Annotated in this window: 19 protein-coding genes; 9 read left to right on the forward strand and 10 right to left on the reverse strand. The window is 36.5% G+C overall.

The window, feature by feature from the left end:
* Positions 1–313 precede the first annotated feature (313 nt).
* The 3 genes from DSM02_RS09805 to DSM02_RS09815 all read right to left on the reverse strand — a co-directional run bounded on the left by DSM02_RS09805 (position 314) and on the right by DSM02_RS09815 (position 2,366).
* Positions 314–622 carry a hypothetical protein gene (locus DSM02_RS09805; protein WP_128765463.1) on the reverse strand — a complete coding sequence of 103 codons (309 nt, stop codon included), beginning with the start codon at positions 620–622 and terminating at the stop codon, positions 314–316.
* A 167-nt stretch (positions 623–789) separates the two neighbouring features.
* Positions 790–2,013 carry an oligosaccharide flippase family protein gene (locus DSM02_RS09810; protein ID WP_128765464.1) on the reverse strand — a complete coding sequence of 408 codons (1,224 nt, stop codon included), beginning with the start codon at positions 2,011–2,013 and terminating at the stop codon, positions 790–792.
* A 32-nt stretch (positions 2,014–2,045) separates the two neighbouring features.
* On the reverse strand, positions 2,046–2,366 hold the full coding sequence (locus DSM02_RS09815) for a hypothetical protein (RefSeq protein ID WP_128765465.1): 321 nt from the start codon (positions 2,364–2,366) through the stop codon (positions 2,046–2,048).
* Positions 2,367–2,692: 326 nt separating this feature from the next.
* On the opposite strand from DSM02_RS09815, the gene DSM02_RS09820 reads away from it, so the two are divergent.
* From DSM02_RS09820 to DSM02_RS20680, 4 genes are all read left to right on the forward strand, one after another.
* The gene (locus tag DSM02_RS09820) at positions 2,693–4,741 is read left to right on the forward strand and encodes a tetratricopeptide repeat protein (protein ID WP_128765466.1); all 2,049 of its coding nucleotides are present in this window, start codon (positions 2,693–2,695) and stop codon (positions 4,739–4,741) included.
* Positions 4,742–4,998: 257 nt separating this feature from the next.
* Entirely contained in the window at positions 4,999–5,421 is a 423-nt protein-coding gene (locus DSM02_RS09825) for a DoxX family protein (protein ID WP_128765467.1), read from the forward strand.
* A 2-nt stretch (positions 5,422–5,423) separates the two neighbouring features.
* Entirely contained in the window at positions 5,424–5,897 is a 474-nt protein-coding gene (locus DSM02_RS09830) for a glutathione peroxidase (RefSeq protein ID WP_128765468.1), read from the forward strand.
* Between the two features lie 129 nt (positions 5,898–6,026).
* Positions 6,027–6,182 carry a MarR family transcriptional regulator gene (locus tag DSM02_RS20680; RefSeq protein WP_262707847.1) on the forward strand — a complete coding sequence of 52 codons (156 nt, stop codon included), beginning with the start codon at positions 6,027–6,029 and terminating at the stop codon, positions 6,180–6,182.
* Between the two features lie 169 nt (positions 6,183–6,351).
* Here the strand turns inward: DSM02_RS20680 and DSM02_RS09840 are convergent, their stop codons facing one another.
* The 4 genes from DSM02_RS09840 to DSM02_RS09855 form a co-directional block, all read right to left on the reverse strand.
* Positions 6,352–9,126, reverse strand: coding sequence for an Npt1/Npt2 family nucleotide transporter (locus tag DSM02_RS09840; protein ID WP_128765469.1), 2,775 nt, complete (start codon positions 9,124–9,126; stop codon positions 6,352–6,354).
* A 58-nt stretch (positions 9,127–9,184) separates the two neighbouring features.
* Positions 9,185–10,123 (reverse strand): serine hydrolase, encoded by a 939-nt coding sequence (locus DSM02_RS09845; protein WP_128765470.1) that lies wholly within the window; start codon positions 10,121–10,123, stop codon positions 9,185–9,187.
* Positions 10,124–10,332: 209 nt separating this feature from the next.
* Positions 10,333–11,136, reverse strand: coding sequence for a lysophospholipid acyltransferase family protein (locus DSM02_RS09850; protein ID WP_128765471.1), 804 nt, complete (start codon positions 11,134–11,136; stop codon positions 10,333–10,335).
* A 69-nt stretch (positions 11,137–11,205) separates the two neighbouring features.
* Positions 11,206–11,847 (reverse strand): NUDIX hydrolase, encoded by a 642-nt coding sequence (locus DSM02_RS09855; RefSeq protein ID WP_128765472.1) that lies wholly within the window; start codon positions 11,845–11,847, stop codon positions 11,206–11,208.
* A 2-nt stretch (positions 11,848–11,849) separates the two neighbouring features.
* On the opposite strand from DSM02_RS09855, the gene DSM02_RS09860 reads away from it, so the two are divergent.
* A complete protein-coding gene (locus DSM02_RS09860) occupies positions 11,850–12,575 on the forward strand; it encodes a peptidylprolyl isomerase (protein ID WP_128765473.1) in 726 nt (241 codons plus the stop codon).
* 35 nt (positions 12,576–12,610) lie between these two features.
* Here the strand turns inward: DSM02_RS09860 and DSM02_RS09865 are convergent, their stop codons facing one another.
* From DSM02_RS09865 to DSM02_RS09875, 3 genes are read right to left on the reverse strand one after another with little or no spacing between them, the layout of a single operon-like run.
* Positions 12,611–13,153 (reverse strand): pyridoxamine 5'-phosphate oxidase family protein, encoded by a 543-nt coding sequence (locus tag DSM02_RS09865; protein ID WP_128765474.1) that lies wholly within the window; start codon positions 13,151–13,153, stop codon positions 12,611–12,613.
* A gap of 30 nt (positions 13,154–13,183) precedes the next feature.
* Positions 13,184–13,813 carry a trimeric intracellular cation channel family protein gene (locus DSM02_RS09870; RefSeq protein WP_128765475.1) on the reverse strand — a complete coding sequence of 210 codons (630 nt, stop codon included), beginning with the start codon at positions 13,811–13,813 and terminating at the stop codon, positions 13,184–13,186.
* Positions 13,814–14,536: an RDD family protein gene (locus DSM02_RS09875; RefSeq protein ID WP_128765476.1), complete on the reverse strand. Its 723-nt coding sequence runs from the start codon at positions 14,534–14,536 to the stop codon at positions 13,814–13,816.
* 121 nt (positions 14,537–14,657) lie between these two features.
* Between DSM02_RS09875 and DSM02_RS09880 the strand changes: the two genes are divergently transcribed.
* Genes DSM02_RS09880 through DSM02_RS09895 form a run of 4 tightly spaced genes read left to right on the forward strand, consistent with a single transcriptional unit; the run spans position 14,658 to position 18,441 of the window.
* Positions 14,658–15,647 carry a stage II sporulation protein M gene (locus DSM02_RS09880; protein WP_128765477.1) on the forward strand — a complete coding sequence of 330 codons (990 nt, stop codon included), beginning with the start codon at positions 14,658–14,660 and terminating at the stop codon, positions 15,645–15,647.
* A complete protein-coding gene (locus DSM02_RS09885; protein ID WP_128765478.1) occupies positions 15,625–16,485 on the forward strand; it encodes a YciC family protein in 861 nt (286 codons plus the stop codon). Before DSM02_RS09880 ends, DSM02_RS09885 begins: the two co-directional genes overlap by 23 nt.
* Entirely contained in the window at positions 16,478–17,224 is a 747-nt protein-coding gene (locus DSM02_RS09890) for a DUF4129 domain-containing protein (protein ID WP_128765479.1), read from the forward strand. Before DSM02_RS09885 ends, DSM02_RS09890 begins: the two co-directional genes overlap by 8 nt.
* Positions 17,221–18,441: a DUF4350 domain-containing protein gene (locus tag DSM02_RS09895; protein WP_128765480.1), complete on the forward strand. Its 1,221-nt coding sequence runs from the start codon at positions 17,221–17,223 to the stop codon at positions 18,439–18,441. Before DSM02_RS09890 ends, DSM02_RS09895 begins: the two co-directional genes overlap by 4 nt.

Consider the following 18,441-nt stretch of genomic DNA (forward strand, 5'->3'; position numbering starts at 1 on the left):
TGGAAAATGGTAGAACGTTGAGAACTTGAATTGAATCTACTAAATGAAATCAAATAGTACCATTCACAAATACAGGAGAACTGACGAAATATATAAAAACGAAAAACCCGCGCTCTCGCGACGGGCCTTTCTCCCAACTTAAACTCGTGAATCAATTATGATTTGGGGCAATCAATAATCAAAAATGCTTAGTATCCGGTTATTATGATTTGGGTATTTTGAAGTTTGGGTCCAGTTACTAAATAGATTTAGGGCTTTGAGTTTAAATGGAATCAATCATGATTTGGGGAAATCAAAATATAATTTGGGGGAATTATACAGCTTTAATAGGGTTCTTTATATTAGCAAGTTCAAGTGGCTTGTGTGCATAAATCGTAACACCGGTAAAGTTCACTTTCTCGAGTTGGTATAATCTTAAAATTGCAGCAGGTAATTCTGATGCTACCTGTTCTGATTTTTTCAATTCAGTTTTAAAATTCATATCTGAATTTTCAAGAACAATCTTTACGCTTTCAGCGCTAATACTTGTTGTTTCAAGAAATGGTTTTGAATCTTTAGTATCATTAGCTAGAAGAGCAGTAGACACAAAAAAGAAAATAAGCAGCGTAGTAATTTTAAGCATTTTGTTGGGGGTTTTGTTTGTAATACATCCCAAATATACAACCATTCATCTATTAAAAGCAATTATTTTCGATGAAATACACATATTTTAGCATTTTATTGATATGAATTAATCTTGATACGATTTCTAGATGCTTTCTTACAAAAAAATCTTACAAGTATTTTAAATTAATGCTCTGTTTTGATAAAAAATAGGATTTGAGCAAGCAAAAGTAGAATCATACTTAATATTTGCATAAAAACAACTTGTATAAGATCGGTATGAAGAAAGACTATCAAACTTATTTGAAGGAATCCGCCTACGAAACTTATAAATACGGATTTGTATTTTCCTAAGGATAAAAAGTAATAGGTAAACAGATTAGCGATCGCAAACATTCCTGTAGCCAAAGCATAAGGTCCCAGTAATGAAGCTACTTCCAAATATGCTTCGCCAAACATTATTGTAACGATAAGTTGTGGAGCTATAAAGCACGTAGCTATAACTGAGGCTGCAAGAATACTTATATAACCAATATATTTATATAGGATCTTACGCGTGTCTTCGCCATTTTTCTTTTTCTCAACTACAACCGGCAACAAAATCATCACAAACATCCATGCAACAAAATAAACCACGCGACCTATAAGTGCCAGTGAGGCATACAATCCGGCTTCCCTGGCATCAAAATAATGCTTGACCATCAAGATGTCACTGTTGTTAATTAAGATCTGCGTCCCCTCATAAAAAGCTGTAATGAGAAAAAAGTTCAATACCTCTTTATTCAGTTTTGTATCGAGTTGACCTGTTGCTTTTTGGGTTTTATTTTTTGGGAATTGCGCCAGTATCAGAGAAAGTCCTACTCCTATCGCAACGCCTATAGCAGGTTGTTTGTGGAAAAGAACTATCAGCAAAATCGTAAGAACCAGCCTGCTCCACATTTCGATTTGATACGTCTTGGCAAGACTCAGCATATCTTGATTTCCCTGAAAAATACCACGGTTGATACTCATTACAAAGTATAACGGTACTGAAAGACCAAACACTACAAACATAGCCTGTGACTGCGTCTGAAAAACTTCCTGAAAGGATGAGGAGAAGATCACAAAACAAGCTCCCAGTAAAAATCCGATGTGGGTTCCCCATTTTTTAATTTTCTGTAAAAATAAAAGTTGCTCTTGTTCATTCATCAAAACAACAAAACGTGCCGTCCCTAACTGAAAGGTCATTGCGGCAAAAGATAAAACCAATAATAAGGTTATTAAGATTGCAGCATCGGCAAATGCTTCTGGTCCCAGAATACGGCCCAGAATCAAATTATAGACATAGTTACCTGCGTTAACAAGTAAAGCACTCAGCATAAAAAGCTGTTGATGCGAGATTTTATAATTGATAAATGGTATAGCAAGCATAACTGTTGTTTTTGGCGTTAGTTTGATGAGGATTATGCGGCAAGCATAGGAACAGTAAAATCTTTATTATCTAATAAATATTTCTTTCCGGCAAGGCCGAAACTACCTCGTACAGAAGCATTCTCAACTCCTCTGAATAAGATGAGCTTTCCGCTATTTCTATAATTATTTTGCAACTGAACCAGCTTCATTACCGTGGTTAGTGTAAGTTCATTTAAGACGCTTAGGTCAATTGTTATTTTCTTTTGGTTTCTGAAATCTTCATTAATAGTTGCAGCTAGTTCAGAAACAGATTGTGCTTTTAAGATGCCGCGTATTTGAATAGACTGTGGAGTTGTGATAAATGAATACATAGTGGTAGTTTTTAAAAGTTTATACTGCAAATGTGCGCTGCATATCCATTTTATTGATCTGAATTTCGTTAAGCAGAATTTTACTGTAGACGAATGGTATAAATAGCAGTGTTAAACCGTAAATAGCTAAAAAACTGTCGTTCTAATAGTATTAGCTAGTTTTTTAAGAACCGGATCAAGTTCGTTTTGAAAGATGCTATCCTATAAATGAGGCAGTCAGAATTGGTAAAAAGCCGTGAGATGCAGATAAGTGTCGGTAAGTGGTAAATCCCTATAGATTAAAAATGTAAGTATCGCTGCTAACTTGCTAACACCAAATCTTAGTTATGAAAACGCTATTTACATCAGTCTTATTAATTGTATTTCTTTTTAGTGCTCAGGCACAAGAAATGACCGCCGGTTTCAAGTATTTAGAAACAGGACAAAACCAAAAAGCAGCATTATTTTTTGCTGAAATCTTAAAGGAATATCCTGAAAACAAAACCGCTCAACTGTGTTATGCACGTGCTTTAGGTCTGGGCGGGAATCCTGCTGAAGCTTTAGAGCTTTTTAAAGAAATGCGTGTAGAGTATCCCGGAGATCTGGAAATTAACCTCAACTATGCAGAAGCTTTTTTATGGAATAACGACTTTAAAAAGGCCGTGCCAGTCTATAAAGAACTGGTAAAAAACAATCCAGAGAACTTTGGCGCATTGCTGGGTTATGCTAACACACTTTCTAATCTCAAAAAATATGATGCTGCACTCACTTATATAAAGAGAGCTTTATCAGCTGATCCCGGAAATGCAAATGCTTTGGTTTCCAGAAAATATATAAGATTAGGAAAAGCAGGCCAACTAGCGAAAGCTAACCAAATAGACCGTGCTCTTGCCCTACTCGATTCTAATCTAATAGATTTCCCTAATGATCGTGATACTGAACTTAATAAAATAGCGATCTATTTACCTAACGAGAATTTTGAGGAAGCAACTCGTATTTATTCAGGTTTCAATACTTCTACAAAAGATAGTGTTACCGGTAAAATAGGTTTGGCTTTGGTTTCTCATTTAGCCGAAAAAGATAAAAAAGCCTTGACTTTTGCTACGGAAGCTTTTAATATGGCTCAGCAATTCAAAAAAGATTCTTTGGTATTTCTTCCGGCAGCAGAGCGCTATACGCAAGCCTTAGTATGGAATGCTAAGTATGCTGAAGCAAAGCAAGAAATAACAACTTTATCTGAAGATTTTCCGCAGCACAAAACAGTATTAGCTTTACAAGCGATGTTAGGTATGTATACGGGAGATTTTAAGACTTCATTAGAAGCTTATCAAACCATCTTGAGCAACGATTCTACCTCTTTTGATGGAAATCTAGGTATTGCAAATGCTTATCGTGCTGCAGACAATCCGCTAGAAGCATACACTTACGCACAAAAAACCTTAACCTATTATGAAGGTCAGAAAGATGCATTAGGCTTGATCACTAAATTAGATCTTTCTTATGCTCCTGTTGTGGGCACAAGAGCTTCAGTGACTAAAGATAATGGTGAGAATACAGCATATAGCTATGGAATTAATATTGCGCTTCCTTTTTCAACTGCTTTTAAAACAGAAGCCTTATACGGTTATCGTACTACCCGCAATGGAATTAGCGGTCAAGAAGCCCACGCTCACGAATTAGGTATGAAACTGAATTACATGGTTGCACCTGGTTTTGAACTGGAAACACAAGCCGGATTCATTAAAGCATTCACTGCAGATAAAGATTATACAGATGTACAAGGCTCATTAAGTTTAAAAACGAAGCCGGCTAAACGTCAAAATCTTGAAGTTGGGTATAGAAGAGCATTACAGAATTTTAATGCGGAATTGATTGAAGAAAAAATCGCTCTAAACGATTACTTTTTAAACTATAACTGGGGGATTACAACGCGCTTAGGCTGGTATACTTCTATGATTTACACCGCGCAATCTGATGCGAACAATCGCAAACTTTTGTTTACTTCTTTGTATTATGGATTGACCAAAAAGCCAGCCTTAAAAATGGGTTTCAATTACCAGTATTTAGGGTATAAAAATCAGGTGAATATGTTGTATTTCAGTCCATCTAAATATCAAGCTACTGAAGTTTTTGCAGATTTAATGCTTAATGACTTAGGCTCTTTTCAAATTCACGCTGTTGCTGCCGGTGGTTATCAGTTTGTAGAAAGCCAAAAAGCAACCAGTATTTTTAGAGCAGAACTCAATGTGAATTATACCCTTTCTTCACAATTCAATCTTGGCTTTTATGCAAAGTATAGCAATATAGCTTCTGCAGTGGCAAGTGGTTTTGAATTTGGTGAAGCTGGTATTACACTAAGATGGTTACCGTTTAGTAAACCTATGTTTAAGAAGTAGGTTTAACAAGTAAGCAAATACAAATTACCTCTTAAAATGCGAGTTCATAATCTGAGTTATGAGCTCGCATTTTATTTTAATCTAGACACATAATTTAAACTTTACTTAAATAGTATTCTAAACGTCTTTATCAAAGTACATTTGTGTCGTGCTTAGATTTAATCATAAACTACTTTGGGGCAAGCTCACGAAGCATTAAACTTAATGAGACAAGTCTCAAAGCATTTAAATCTCAATTATCGAGCAAAAGATATACTATGAAAACTTCAACTACTCAAAACGTATTTCGGGTAATTCTAGGTGCTATGATGACACTGGCTGGTATAGGTCACCTCACTTTTCAACGGGATGAATTTCAGGCACAGGTGCCACGCTGGCTGCCAACTGATCCTGGCTTTATAGATTTTGTAGTTTTAGCTTCCGGTGTAACGGAAATTCTTCTGGGTCTCGCATTGATTTTCCTTATTAAATACAAGGTGAAGATTGGACTTTTTCTGGCGATTTTCTACATTCTCATTTTTCCCGGTAATATCTCACAGTACACTAATGGTATAGATGCTTTTGGTCTAGATACAGGTCTAAAGCGTTTAATTCGTTTATTTTTTCAGCCGGTTCTCATTCTTTGGGCGCTTTGGTCTACCGGTGCAATTACTTATTTGAAAAAGCCTAAAAATAAATAGCTATGAATTTTTATGATCTGGAAGCAAAAACACTACAAGGAAAAACTATACCTATGAGAGCTTATAAAGGTAAAACAGTTGTCGTTGTAAATACTGCGAGCAAATGCGGACTTACACCGCAATATGAAGGACTTGAAGCATTGTATGAGAAGTATAGAGACCAAGGTCTTGAAATTTTAGGTTTTCCGTGTAATCAATTCGGAAATCAAGAGCCCGGATCTGCAGATGATATTGAAGCCTTTTGTCAGGTAAATTATGGCGTTAGCTTTACGATGTTTGATAAAGTTGATGTTAATGGTTCTCAAACTCACCCGATTTTTAAATACTTAAAATCAGAATTAAGTGGATTGTTAGGAAGCAAAATAAAATGGAATTTCACTAAATTTCTCATAGACAAAAACGGAAAGCCCATAAAGCGCTATGCCCCTATTACTAAACCGCAAAAGATGGAAGCTTCAATCAAAAGATTACTATAAATCGAAGATGATTCGGTTTTACATTTAGAAAATCAGTTTTGTTTTCCGCTTTATGCGGTATCACGACTTACGACAAAATTATACGCTCCGTTACTAAAAGAACTAGACCTTACCTACCCTCAATACTTAGTGCTTTTAGTTCTTTGGGAAAATGATTTACAAACAGTAAACGAGATAGGGAACTGTTTAGTATTAGAATCAAACACCTTACCTCCGCTTCTGAAAAGATTAGAACAGAAAAAGCTCATCAAACGAACGCGTAAAAAGAAGATGAACGCATTGTAACAAGTGCTCTTACAGAACAAGGCAAAGCACTAAAAGAACGTGCAGTTTCAATTCCGCAGAAAATAGCTTCATTATTTAAAAACACAGACTTACCTGAAGAGGGTAATGGGGTTTTTCAGCAAACGCTACTCAAACTCTTAAGCACACTAAAAAAAGAAACTTCAAAAAATTAATCTTTTAAAGAATCTATTAACGCGGGTTGTAATTTTTTAAGAGCTAAAGAAGCAAAAGAACGAACCTCTTTATTCTTTGCTGTTATTTGTAATTCTGCCAATAATGGTAAAAAAGTAGTATCTCCTAAAAATTGTATCAGATAGATGACAGGTAATCTCAAATGACCATCCCCTACTTCAATAAGTTTAATTAAAGCCTTATTAAAGCTTATGTCAGAGTCTATGAGTATTTCCTCATAAACATCTGCATCTTCAATTATAGCAAGCTCTAAGAGCGGCAACAAAATGTGCTTTAATTTTGGAGAAAGAATATTATCTAAAAACTCAATAGCGTTCGCGCGTGTATCTCTATCTGTACTAATAAAGCCTTTATAGGCGACATCAAGATCTTTTCTGCTATAATACACAGCCAGCAACTTAAAAATGGTATCAATTCTTAACTCAAGCTGCTTATCAAGAATTTCTAGCAATCCTTTGCGCGCTACTTCCAATTCAACTTTATCATCAGATGAAAGTAAGCGCTCGTAGGCTTCAGCATTAAAATTACTTTTGATCACTTTACGACTGCTTACGATATCGCGATACTCAAACGTATATTCTAGTAATGATCTAAAAATTGCCTTCGGAAAGAAATTGAGTTTCGGATTTTTAGTCTTAAGTCTATATAAAGATTTTGCTGAAGCTCTGCGTATCAAATTATCTCTACTCTTTAACAAGCGCAACAGCACTCGCACTGAAGCTTGAGTTTCAAAAGTTTGAATTACCGCCGGAATGTATTTTTTAGTATTATTCTTCAACAGCTTTTCGGCTTCGCGGGCAAGTAAAACTTCACTGATGGATTCTCCGTAATTTTTTAAGGCTTCAATTGCAACACTACGATATTCTTTTACCGTTAAAAAGTCGATAAGCGCATCAATGAACATAGGCTCTCCAGAAATTCCGGCAGCTTCAATCGCATGACTTACAATATGTGGATTTCGGTTATTAAAGTTCGCCGAGATAAACGAATAAAATTGTGGAATCTGAGCGTAACCTATGGATTCTAATAAGAAGGATAATTCTTCCGGACGATGGTCACTGTTGGGCAACTCGAGTTCGGCAAGCCAAAGCTCAATACGCAGCTCCAGATTATATCTAGAAGCTATTTTTTTATTTTTTCTAGCCTCTTTTGCCAAACATAACAATGCAGCATGAGCGATATAATCGCTGCTATTATTAAGATAAGAATCAAATATTCGATTATCGTTTAGCGATGTATGCATGATCAGATAATTCATCGCTGCATAAACCACTTCGTCATCTTTTAAATACACCATTTTGCGCACAGCCTCTAACGCTGTACCTTCTGGATAATGATACAGTTGACCGATCGCAGCTATTTTAACAGCATCATCCTCGTGTTCTAAAAGAGGGATTATTTTATTCCGTAAAATTTTAGCGTTCCGTGGATTTATATGCTCTAAGTAACGCACAATTTGTTCAGTATCATTGGAGCTTAAAATACGCTTTCCTAATTCTAAAGGGGATTTACGCTTTCTTCTTGATGTTCCTTCTGAGAGCTCTACTGCCTCCCTAAGACTTTGTCTAAAACTTTTAAAATAAGAATCACGTACTTTGAAAACACCTACAATCCAAATGAGGATCAAGAACAGAATAATTACGGTAACATAGTTTGAAGGAAGCGAAAGTCCTTTGATTACAAAGATCAATAAACACCCCGCTATACCGGTCGCAACGCTATCTATCACAACATCAATAAATGACTTTGTACGATTTTTAATTTCTAATGAAATAGGAACCATAGCCAACTCAGTAGCCGCTTTATTAACCGATTGTTTTAAGCTGCCGTCTAAGCCTTTTATGATGATCAACACCCATAGCTCCGGAAATGTTAAAAATAACAAGGAACCTAAAGCTATACCTAATGGAAGGATCAATAGCGAACTGTTTACACCTAATTTTTCTACTACACGATTGGTTAGAAATAACTGAATACCTAAAGAAACCAGGTTGAAGGTAGAAAACCAAAACCCAAAAAATGATGCCAAGCGATCAGCATCTGGTATAGCTCGGCTGGCAAAGTCACTAAACTGGAAATCTACCAGTTTTGCAACAATAACCCCTAAACCTATTATTAAAGCTAAAAAAGTTAAATGCTTTGATTTTAAGAGCAGTTTAAAGGCGGTATCGCCCATATTATGATGAGCATTGGCAGATCTTGATGCTCTGCTTACATAGCCCTTCTTATAAATCATTGAAAGCAGTGGAATACAAGCTAAAATAAAAATAGAAGCTATAAGCAACATATTTCCATTACCGATATAGGGTACCAGAATAGTAGTTAAATATCCCCCAAAAATTCCTCCTGCAATTGCTCCAGATCCTATAAAACCAAACAACCGTTTTGCTTCTCTGGCATTAAAAACCATATTCGCCAGTAACCAAAACTGACTGGTAGTGAGAACAGCAAAAATTCCGCTTATAACATAATAGATGTATAGTGTTGCTGATCCAATTACCTGCATTTTATACAATACACTTAAGAGAATAAATGCAAAAGCAAAAAAAACAAGCGAAGAGACCATAATACGCCTCAGAGAATAACGCCTTACCGCCTGATTGTAAAAATAAGAAGTGATTATAGCCGTCGCAGCTATAAAAAGATATCCAAAAGCAAGATTATCTGCACCCAACCCTTCGAGAAAAAGGGCATTTACTATAGGCTTTACGATCAATAAAATGGTAATGATCAAAAAGACGTATAACTGCATGAAAAAAGAGATGGTGATTTCACCATCTCTTATATTAAACGTCTTTTTTAGAAATTTCCTAATCACCTATACTGCCAGCGCCTTTTGTAGCACTTGCGAGTAAAGTTCGAGATTTTTGGATAGCTTTCTCTACTGGAAATACTAAATTTCTTATAATTTGTTCTCCGTTAGGATCTTCAACTAAAGCTACAAGAATATATTTACGACCATTATCTCCCCAAACTAAAATAGAATCGGAGTGGTACTGTTTCCATGAACCCGATTTTCTAAACAAACGTGCATTAGGTGCAATGCGTTCTAGCGTATTTACAAATTTGTGGTGTAAAGAAGGGTTCTCCATAATATCAAGCATTGCTTTAGAACGCTCTGGACTTACCAATTTACCGGTAACTAATTTATAGTAAAATCTACAAACCTGTTCTGCGGTAGCTGCGTGACTCAATCCCTTAATAGGATCTGGTCTGCGTTCACCGGCAGCAGCATAACGCTTACCTACCCATAAACCACCACCGTGAGCTTTATCGTATAATTTGTATTTATCGCTTTGTAATACACTAGATATTTTATCATATCCTAGACGATCTATCATACGCGTACTGGCTTGGTTGTTAGATTTACTAATCATCAACCACATATCTTTTTTAATCTCTGCAGTTTCCTTCAATTCTCCTTTATCAATAGCATCCATTGCAGAAAGAAGAATAGCGATTTTAGGTAAACTCGCAGCGTACATCATTTCTTCACCGTTGAGACCGGCATATTGAATCGCATTAGGATCATCAAGACTCACAATACCTACAGCCATCTTCTTTTGATCAACAAGACGCTTCATAGTAGGGTCTTTAGAAATCTGAGAATATAATTGAGAAGTTAAGACAGAACTATTAAAATCTTCCAGAGGGGCATCAATACAATCTTTAAATGGAAGTTCTTGGGCAGTTACTTTTGAAGCTATTGCTACTACTAGCAATAGGATAAACACATTTATTTTTTTCATAAACAATTTTTGGGTGTGCTTGATTTTGGGGTTTAACGCAATATTTACATTAATAGTATGCAAAGGTTAAAGAAAAATCAAGTCAAAATCAATATTTAACATTCTTTACTTGAATAAGTTGCAAGTCTTATGCCAAATAAATGTTAAAGAGAAATTAGTTTTAAATCTCTTTAATGTAAAAAGCCGAAGTAAAAAAACTAACTCGCTGATTAGTAATCCCAACGTCTTGTTTGATTGAGCTCTTCTTCTTTCTGTAATTCTTCTTGCGGAATAACCTTTAAAAAGGAAGGATGTTGTTCTATAGCGTACTCGATCATTTCTACGATATCTTCTACAGAGTCGTTTTCATAATCAATATCCAAAGGTTTTTTAATTTCCATAGTTTGAAGGATACCCCGCTTTTTGATACGAATTCCCTTTTTATCAAAAGAGCGTCTAAACCCATCAATCACGATAGGTACAACAACCGGTTTGTATTGCTTGATGATGTGTGCAGTTCCTTTACGAATGGGTTTCCAGGGTTTTGTAGTTCCCTGTGGAAATGTAATTACCCAACCATCGTGCAGCGCAATACCTATATTTTCGGTATCACTAAGATTCACAGGTCGGTCTACTTCTTTTCCTTTTGAACGCCAGGTTCTACTCACCGAAACCGCACCGGCATAAGCCATTATACGCGGTAATAGTCCGCTGCGCATTGTCTCACTGGCTGCTACATAGTAGATATTGAGTTTAGGTTGCCACAAGTAACCCACGTTTTTTATACTATCAACCCTACCGCTTAGACTTGCATTAAACACATGAAACATCGCCACCACGTCTGCAAAATAAGTTTGATGATTCGATACAAAGAGCACATTTGTATTAGGCAATTCTTTTATGATTTCAGAACCTTCTATTTGCAATGCATTAAAACCTCGGTAACGTCTGTGTGACATCGCACCAGCAATACGGATAAGCCACTTCTTGATGAAGTCATAATGCCCAAACGGATTGGTTTTTAAAAGTCCCATAGTTTTTATTACGTAATGAAAGGATAATTGTGAAATATAAAATTAAAACTTCAAACTATATACCGAAACTCAATCTAATTGTTGAAGCGCCCACTTAACTTCGCTAAGCATCATTGCTGTTGCACCCCATACTACGCGCTCTGCAAGGTAAAAAGCAGGTACTTCTAACATAGTACCGTAAGAAGTATCTATACGCTGTTTGATCACCTTTTTATCATCTAAAAACTCTGTCAAAGGAACTTCAAGAATCGCTTCGACCTCTGCCTCTTCTTTTGTAAAAGTTAGCTTAGATCGCACAATTCCTATATAGGGTTGAACCCAAAAGTTACTGGGTGGTATGTAAATTTTTGTCAATTTTTTGATGACTTCGATGGTATCACGATCTACTCCTATCTCTTCTTCGGTTTCCCGTAAAGCAGTTTCTTCTAATGAAGCATCAAAATCTTCAGCCTTGCCTCCAGGGAAGCCTACCTGATTACTATGAACACCTTTATAGGTTTTTCGCAGAATTAAAACCAGCATTGTCTCTCCTGTTTCATTAGGATAAAATACAGCCATCACTCCTGCCCACCTGGGATTTTTTGACTCAATATCTACATCTTTTAACGCACGTATGCGCTCATCAGGGGCCATTAAGAATTGAGCTTCTTGTCCCAATAAGGTCAAATTGCTTAGTTTTGGCATTCGTTTTACAAACTCTTCAAACTGCATTTATGCGTATCTCATTTACTTTAATATTACTCGTTTTGGTTTTAACCGGAGTCAGCTGTGAAGATAAAAAATCAAAACAAAAAACAACCGAACCGCAAATCGTTGAGAAAGTTGTAGATAGCACTCCTGAGCAAAAAGCAAAAGCCGAAAATGAGAAATTAAAAAAGAAAGCGGGATCAATTATTGAATCTCAAGCAGAGCTTATTCCATTTCTGACGGAATACGGAAAAAAGAATCCCGAGACGCGTGTGCGCATCAAAACTAAGTTTGGGAATATTGAAATTCAACTCTACAGAGATACGCCGCTGCACCGGGCTAATTTTATATTACTGGTAAAACAAGGCTATTTTGATGATACGATGATTCACCGAAACGCACTCGATTTTGTTGTGCAAGGTGGTAACAGTGATGGCTACGAAACTCCAAAAAAACGTCAACGCATCGGTAATTATTTAATTCCGAATGAATCAAGTCCCAATCACCCACACGTAAGAGGTGCTTTTTCTGCGGCGAAATATCTGGAGCAAAACATAAGTGATGCTTCTTCTCCTTTTGAATGGTTTATCGTAGTGCCAGAACGCGGTGCACATCATCTGGATGGTGAACATACTGTTTTTGGCCATGTGACTAAAGGAATGGATGTCGTTGATGAAATAAACAAACTGAAAACGGACGACAACGAGTGGCCTATAGAAAATGTCTATCTGGAGGCCGAGTTGATTAAATAATCTTGTTTTTAAATAAAATAATTCAGTTGGGATCTTTATTCAAAAATCCCGGTTTCTAGTCCGTCGATACTGGTTTGATTTTTTTCTGTCCAGTATTCTTTTATACCACGCTCCCCTTTTTGCTCTGACCAGACTTTTAAGGTCTCGCGCTCACCGGTATATTCCATAAAAGGAACTCCAAAACCGCAAGACGTTTGTACCAGGTCGATATTTAATTTAAAAATTTGACGAGCTCCGGCAGTCTCTTCAAAATGAGTGATGTATTTACCAAATGCTTCATCACGTTCGTGAAACACTTCGCCTTTGCCATACAGCCTTAAAATCAACGGATTCTTATCAAATGAACAAAACATAATGGTCATTCTGGGATCTTTAAGCATATGAGCAGCAGTCTCATTACCGCTACCGGTCATATTGAGCCACAAAACCTCCTGCTCGTTGAGAATATAAAAAGTTGCCATCCCTTTAGGTGAGACATTCACGCGACCGGTTTCTGCCGCTGTCCCCACAAAGAATATTTTTTGATTGCTGATGAATTCCTTTAATTTGTCTGTAAGCTGCGGAAGTTGTTTTCCCATAATCATTGAATTAATTAATACCGAAAATGGCTAGTTTTGATCGCGTTCTGCTTTGCTGTAAATTGAAGGTAATTGCAACTCATAGATCACCGCAAGTGTTCTGATAAGTACAACCACAAAACCTGAAACTACCGCATTTATACCAGAAGATATGCCATAAGAATGTAAAATTACATATAAAGAACCACCAGCTATACAAGCACTCGCATAGATTTCTTTTCTAAAAATAACAGGAATCTCATTACACAGAATATCCCGAATCACACCTCCAAAACAGGCCGTTATCGTACCCAAAGCCACACAAATAACAGGGTCTAAATTTACCAAAAGGGCTATTTCTACTCCAGTAATGGTATACAAGGCAATACCTATGGTATCAAACAAAAATAAAGACCGGCGCACATAGCGTAGTTGCTTTCTAAAGATAATACCTACTACGGTAGTGATCACGATAATATAAACAAAGGTTGAATTGAGTAACCATGTAACCGGTGATTTACCAATGAGAAGATCTCTAAGTGTACCACCACCTACTGAAGTTACAGTCGCAATAATGAGAATCCCAAAAAGATCCATCCGCTTTTTTGTTGCGGTAATCACTCCGGAAATCGCAAAAGCAATCGTACCTAAAATATCGATGATGTCTGCAATACTTTCCATTTATTTCTGGGTGTAGTAGTTATAGTCCTTAAGAACACGATCTACAAATGCAAACGGTGTTTCTTCTGGTGTTACCTGCATCGTTTTGGCAAGTTTTTCGCTCAGCTTTAAAATAACTTTGTGTTTAGAATAGCGCTTAGCATCGCTGTAAACCGTTTTCACTTTCTGTATATCTGCATCGGTAAAAACGGTTACCTGTGGGTATTTTGGTATATAATCTTCAGCTATGTTTTCTAATATGGTGTGGCTTATACGCACTTTTTTACGTTCGGTCACAACAGTGGTTCCGGCAGCGATATCTCCTAAACGCTGACCTTTTCCATTTAAAAGAATGGTAAAAACAGCAACACCGCCCGTAGTTAAGGTCACATCGATTACGCGCATAATCCAACGCACAAAAAAGCTTCCAAAGCCCGGTTTAGATCCGTCTAATTTTACCACCCGTAAACCCAAAGCTGCTTTACCCGGTGTGCGACCGTCCCAGAATCCTTCAAAAAAGAGAAAGTATAAAAACGACGGAATCCCTATAATCATAAAATAAATATTGATGGAAGAACCTTCGTTAGAATCTAATCCAAAAGCCGTTACTAAAAAGATTGAAGCGATCCAGTATGCGCCTAATATCAATAAATCAATGAGGTAGCCCAGTATGCGATCCCCTATTCCCGCTACATGCTGCTGAATGCTCACATTTTGTGCGGTTTCAATTTGAAAGTTATCCATGAATTCTTTTTCTTTACCTATTAAGTAGGATTTTAGAATTTAGAGTTTATCTCTAAAATAATTAAACTACACATCGCTAAACAGGGAATCGAACCTGATTAATTAAACGAATAACCAGACCATGCGCGAGGCGGCTTTTGTGAAGCAAAATAAGGATAAATGGTTAAGATTTGAAAACGTTCTGGAAGGGAATCAATTTGATTTATCTCCAGACGAGTTATCTGCCTTGTATCTTGAGGTTACAGATCATCTGAGTTATGCTAAAACTTTTTACCCAAAAAGTAAAACTACGCAGTATCTCAATTATCTGGCGTCTCAATCCCATCAAAAGATCTATAAGACCAAGCGCGAGTCTAGCCGCAGGTTTATCACTTTTTTTACTGAAGAGTTCCCGGTTTTAATGTATAAATATCAAAAACAATTATTACTTTCTTTTGCTACCTTTTTGATCTTTTGCATCATTGGTGCTTATAGTGCTGCAACAGATGGGGCGTATGTGCGCAGTATTCTGGGTGATGGTTACGTCAATATGACTTTAGAGAATATTCAGAATAACGACCCGATGCGTGTTTACAAAGAAATGAACGAAGTAGAGATGTTTATGGGTATTACCGTAAACAACATCAGAGTTGCGCTTATGGCATTTATTCTGGGAATACTTTTTAGCATTGGTTCGCTTTATATGATGATGCAAAACGGCGTGATGCTGGGTTCTTTTCAATATTTCTTTTACGATAAAGGTTTATTATGGGAATCTGTACGCACGATTTGGATTCACGGTACTATTGAAATTTCAGTAATCATTATTGCGGGTGCTGCGGGATTGGTTTTAGGAAATGGAATTTTATTTCCGGGAACCTATACCCGACTCGAATCGTTTAAACGCAGTATGAAAGACGGACTCAAAATTGTGGTGAGTACCATTCCGTTTTTTATTATTGCGGGTTTTCTAGAAGGTTTTGTAACCCGCCATACCGAAATGCCAGACTGGCTTGCCATTTTAATTATTGGTATTTCTTTGTTACTAATTTTGTTTTACTACGTCGTATACCCTAGAATCGCTTATAAAAAACAACTACATCGATTAAATGAAAGAACTGATCACTTTTAAAAAGCAACGTGAATTAGGAGAGATAATTACAGACACCTTTAAATTTCTCCGTCTGGAATACAAACCCCTGTTTAAAGCTTTACTGCGCAATGCTGCAATACCTTTTTTAATCTTAATAGGTATATCTGCATACTACACAGGGATCTCAACAGATTTTGACATGTTTAGCAATGATATGTTTAACGCTGCTAATATTATACTGCCGTTAATAGGCTTATTTATTGCTGTGTTTTTTTATTATGGAGTGCTTTATGGAACGGTACTCAACTTTATTAAACTATATATCGAAAACCAAGGCGTTGTTGACCAAGATGAACTTAAAGGTTTAGTACGTCATGATTTGGGAAATTTGACCGGTCTTACATTTCTAATTGCAATAATGATCTTTTTTGGTTTTATGCTTTGCTTTTTTCCAGGAGTATATGTTGCTGTTCCGTTATCATTAACCTGGGCGATTTTGGTCTTCCAAAATCAATCTGTAGGTGATTCTATTTCAGATAGTTTTAAATTGGTTAAAAACGAATGGTGGATCACTTTTGCCACTATGTTTATTTTAGGCTTGCTGATGTATGTTGCGAACTTAGTATTCTCGTTACCCGCAATTATTTATACTGTAGGTAAAGGTTTTGCTTCCGCAGAACAGATATCTCAGGGAGATCTATCTAGTATGTTTGATTGGGTTTATGTTTTATTGAATGTACTCTCCTCTGCTGTTCAATACATCTTAGCAGGAATTTTCGCAATAGCGATCGCTTTTATTTATTTCAATTTGAATGAAAAAAAGAATCAAACCGGAACTTTTGAAACTATAGAAAGTATAGGTTCTGGCAATGATTAGAAACCTGATTTACATATTCGTTTTTCTATATTCTTTTGGTTGCATTTGCCAGACGGCAAGTATTGATTCTACTGAATTTATTCAGGAAGTTCAATATGATAAAAGTGCTATTACCCCATTGCAGTTTGATGATCAAGCTCTACAAGAATTAAAACAAGACGAAGCTTTTGATTATGTTGAGTTAGTTCCACCAGATAACATTTGGACACGTTTTAAAAACTGGATCAATGAAGTATGGAGTTCTTTTATAAACTGGATTCTTCAGGGAAATGAAGCTACGGGAATTCTGGGGTTTTTAGTCAAAGCTTTACCTTACCTACTCATTGCAGGAGTTCTCGTATTTTTAATATGGCTTTTCTTGAGAATTGATCTGGGAAGTTCTCCTCTTAAAAATACAGAACTTAATAAAGTGATTCTTTCTGATGAGCAGGATATCATAGAGACCCATGATATAGAAAGCTTGATCGCCCAGGCACTTCACGAAAACAACTACCGTCTTGCTGTTCGTTTTTACTATTTACTGGTACTTCAAAAATTATCAAAAAAGGATATTATAGACTGGCAGGTTCAAAAAACGAATGCCGATTATGTTTATGAAATTAAAAGTGAAGGTCTACGCAAGGATTTTACCAAACTCACCCGTATTTATGATTTTATCTGGTACGGCAATTTTGATGTGAATGAAACCGATTTTCTAAAAGCAGAAAAAGAGTTTAAACAAATAACCACCACGTTATGAGTAAACGTTACAAAATAATGGCGGTTCTTCTGGTGGTTTTTCTCTCGCTTCTAATTATTGGCGAAGCCACACAACCCGAACCTGTAAACTGGTTCCCCGGTTATGGGAAGCAAGATAAAATTCCATTTGGTACGTATGTTTTTTACGATCAGCTTCCTTCAATTATTGATAAAGATCGTTTAGAAGACGTCAATATTCCTCCTTTTGAATTTTTGCTAGATTCTACAGATCCGCCTGAAGGCACGTATCTTTTTCTCAATTCCAGCGTTTACAATGATGCTTCAGAAAGCACCAAGATTTTAGATTGGGTAGCTAAAGGAAATACGCTGTTTGTTGCATCAAAAGCAATTAGCGAAACAATTCTGGATAGTTTATGTCTCAATACAGAATATCTTTCGGAAACCAGCGAACTCAAAAAACGTCCGTTAGCAAACCTCAGTAATCCATCTTTAAAGGCCTCAAAACCTTATCGCTTGAATAAAGATGTGGGCACAGTTTATTTTGATCAGATAGACACCACCCAAACCACAATTCTAGGCGTTTACGATCTTATCAGAAACAATGATTCTACAAAGATTCTGGAGCCTAAAGTTAATTTCATCAAAACTCCTTACAGAAAAGGCACAGTCATTCTCAATACTTTTCCCGAAGGCTTTACCAATGTGTTTATGTTAGACAGTCTCAATGCGAGTTATACGGCTAAAGCTTTGTCTTACCTTCCTAAAGAAGGAAAGATCTATCTGGATCAACATTATAAAAATAGCAAAGCTAAGGCAGTATCTCCACTCTATTTAATACTTACAAACAAATATTTAAAATGGTCGTGGTACACGCTCTTAATTGGCGCTTTGATATGGATTTATTTTGAAGGAAAACGCAAGCAACGCAGCATTCCTGTCATAAAGCCTTTACCTAATCAAACACTCGATTATACGCGCACGATTGCCGGAATGTATCTCGATAAAAAAGACAACCACCAGATCGCAATGCATCAAATCAATCATTTGCTGGAATACATTAGAAGTAGTTATACACTGGCAACAGATCACAGAGATTCGGCTTTTATTGAGAAACTCGCTGCAAAAAGCGGAGTTGAGCAAGCAACAGTAAAAAACCTTATAGATTATACCATAACGATTAGACAGAAAGCAGTCGTCACCGAAGACGAATTGATTAAACTGAATTCGCTAATCGAAAATTTTAAAAACAGCCATTAA

This window comes from Leeuwenhoekiella polynyae (assembly GCF_004104075.1).
GTDB lineage: Bacteria > Bacteroidota > Bacteroidia > Flavobacteriales > Flavobacteriaceae > Leeuwenhoekiella > Leeuwenhoekiella polynyae.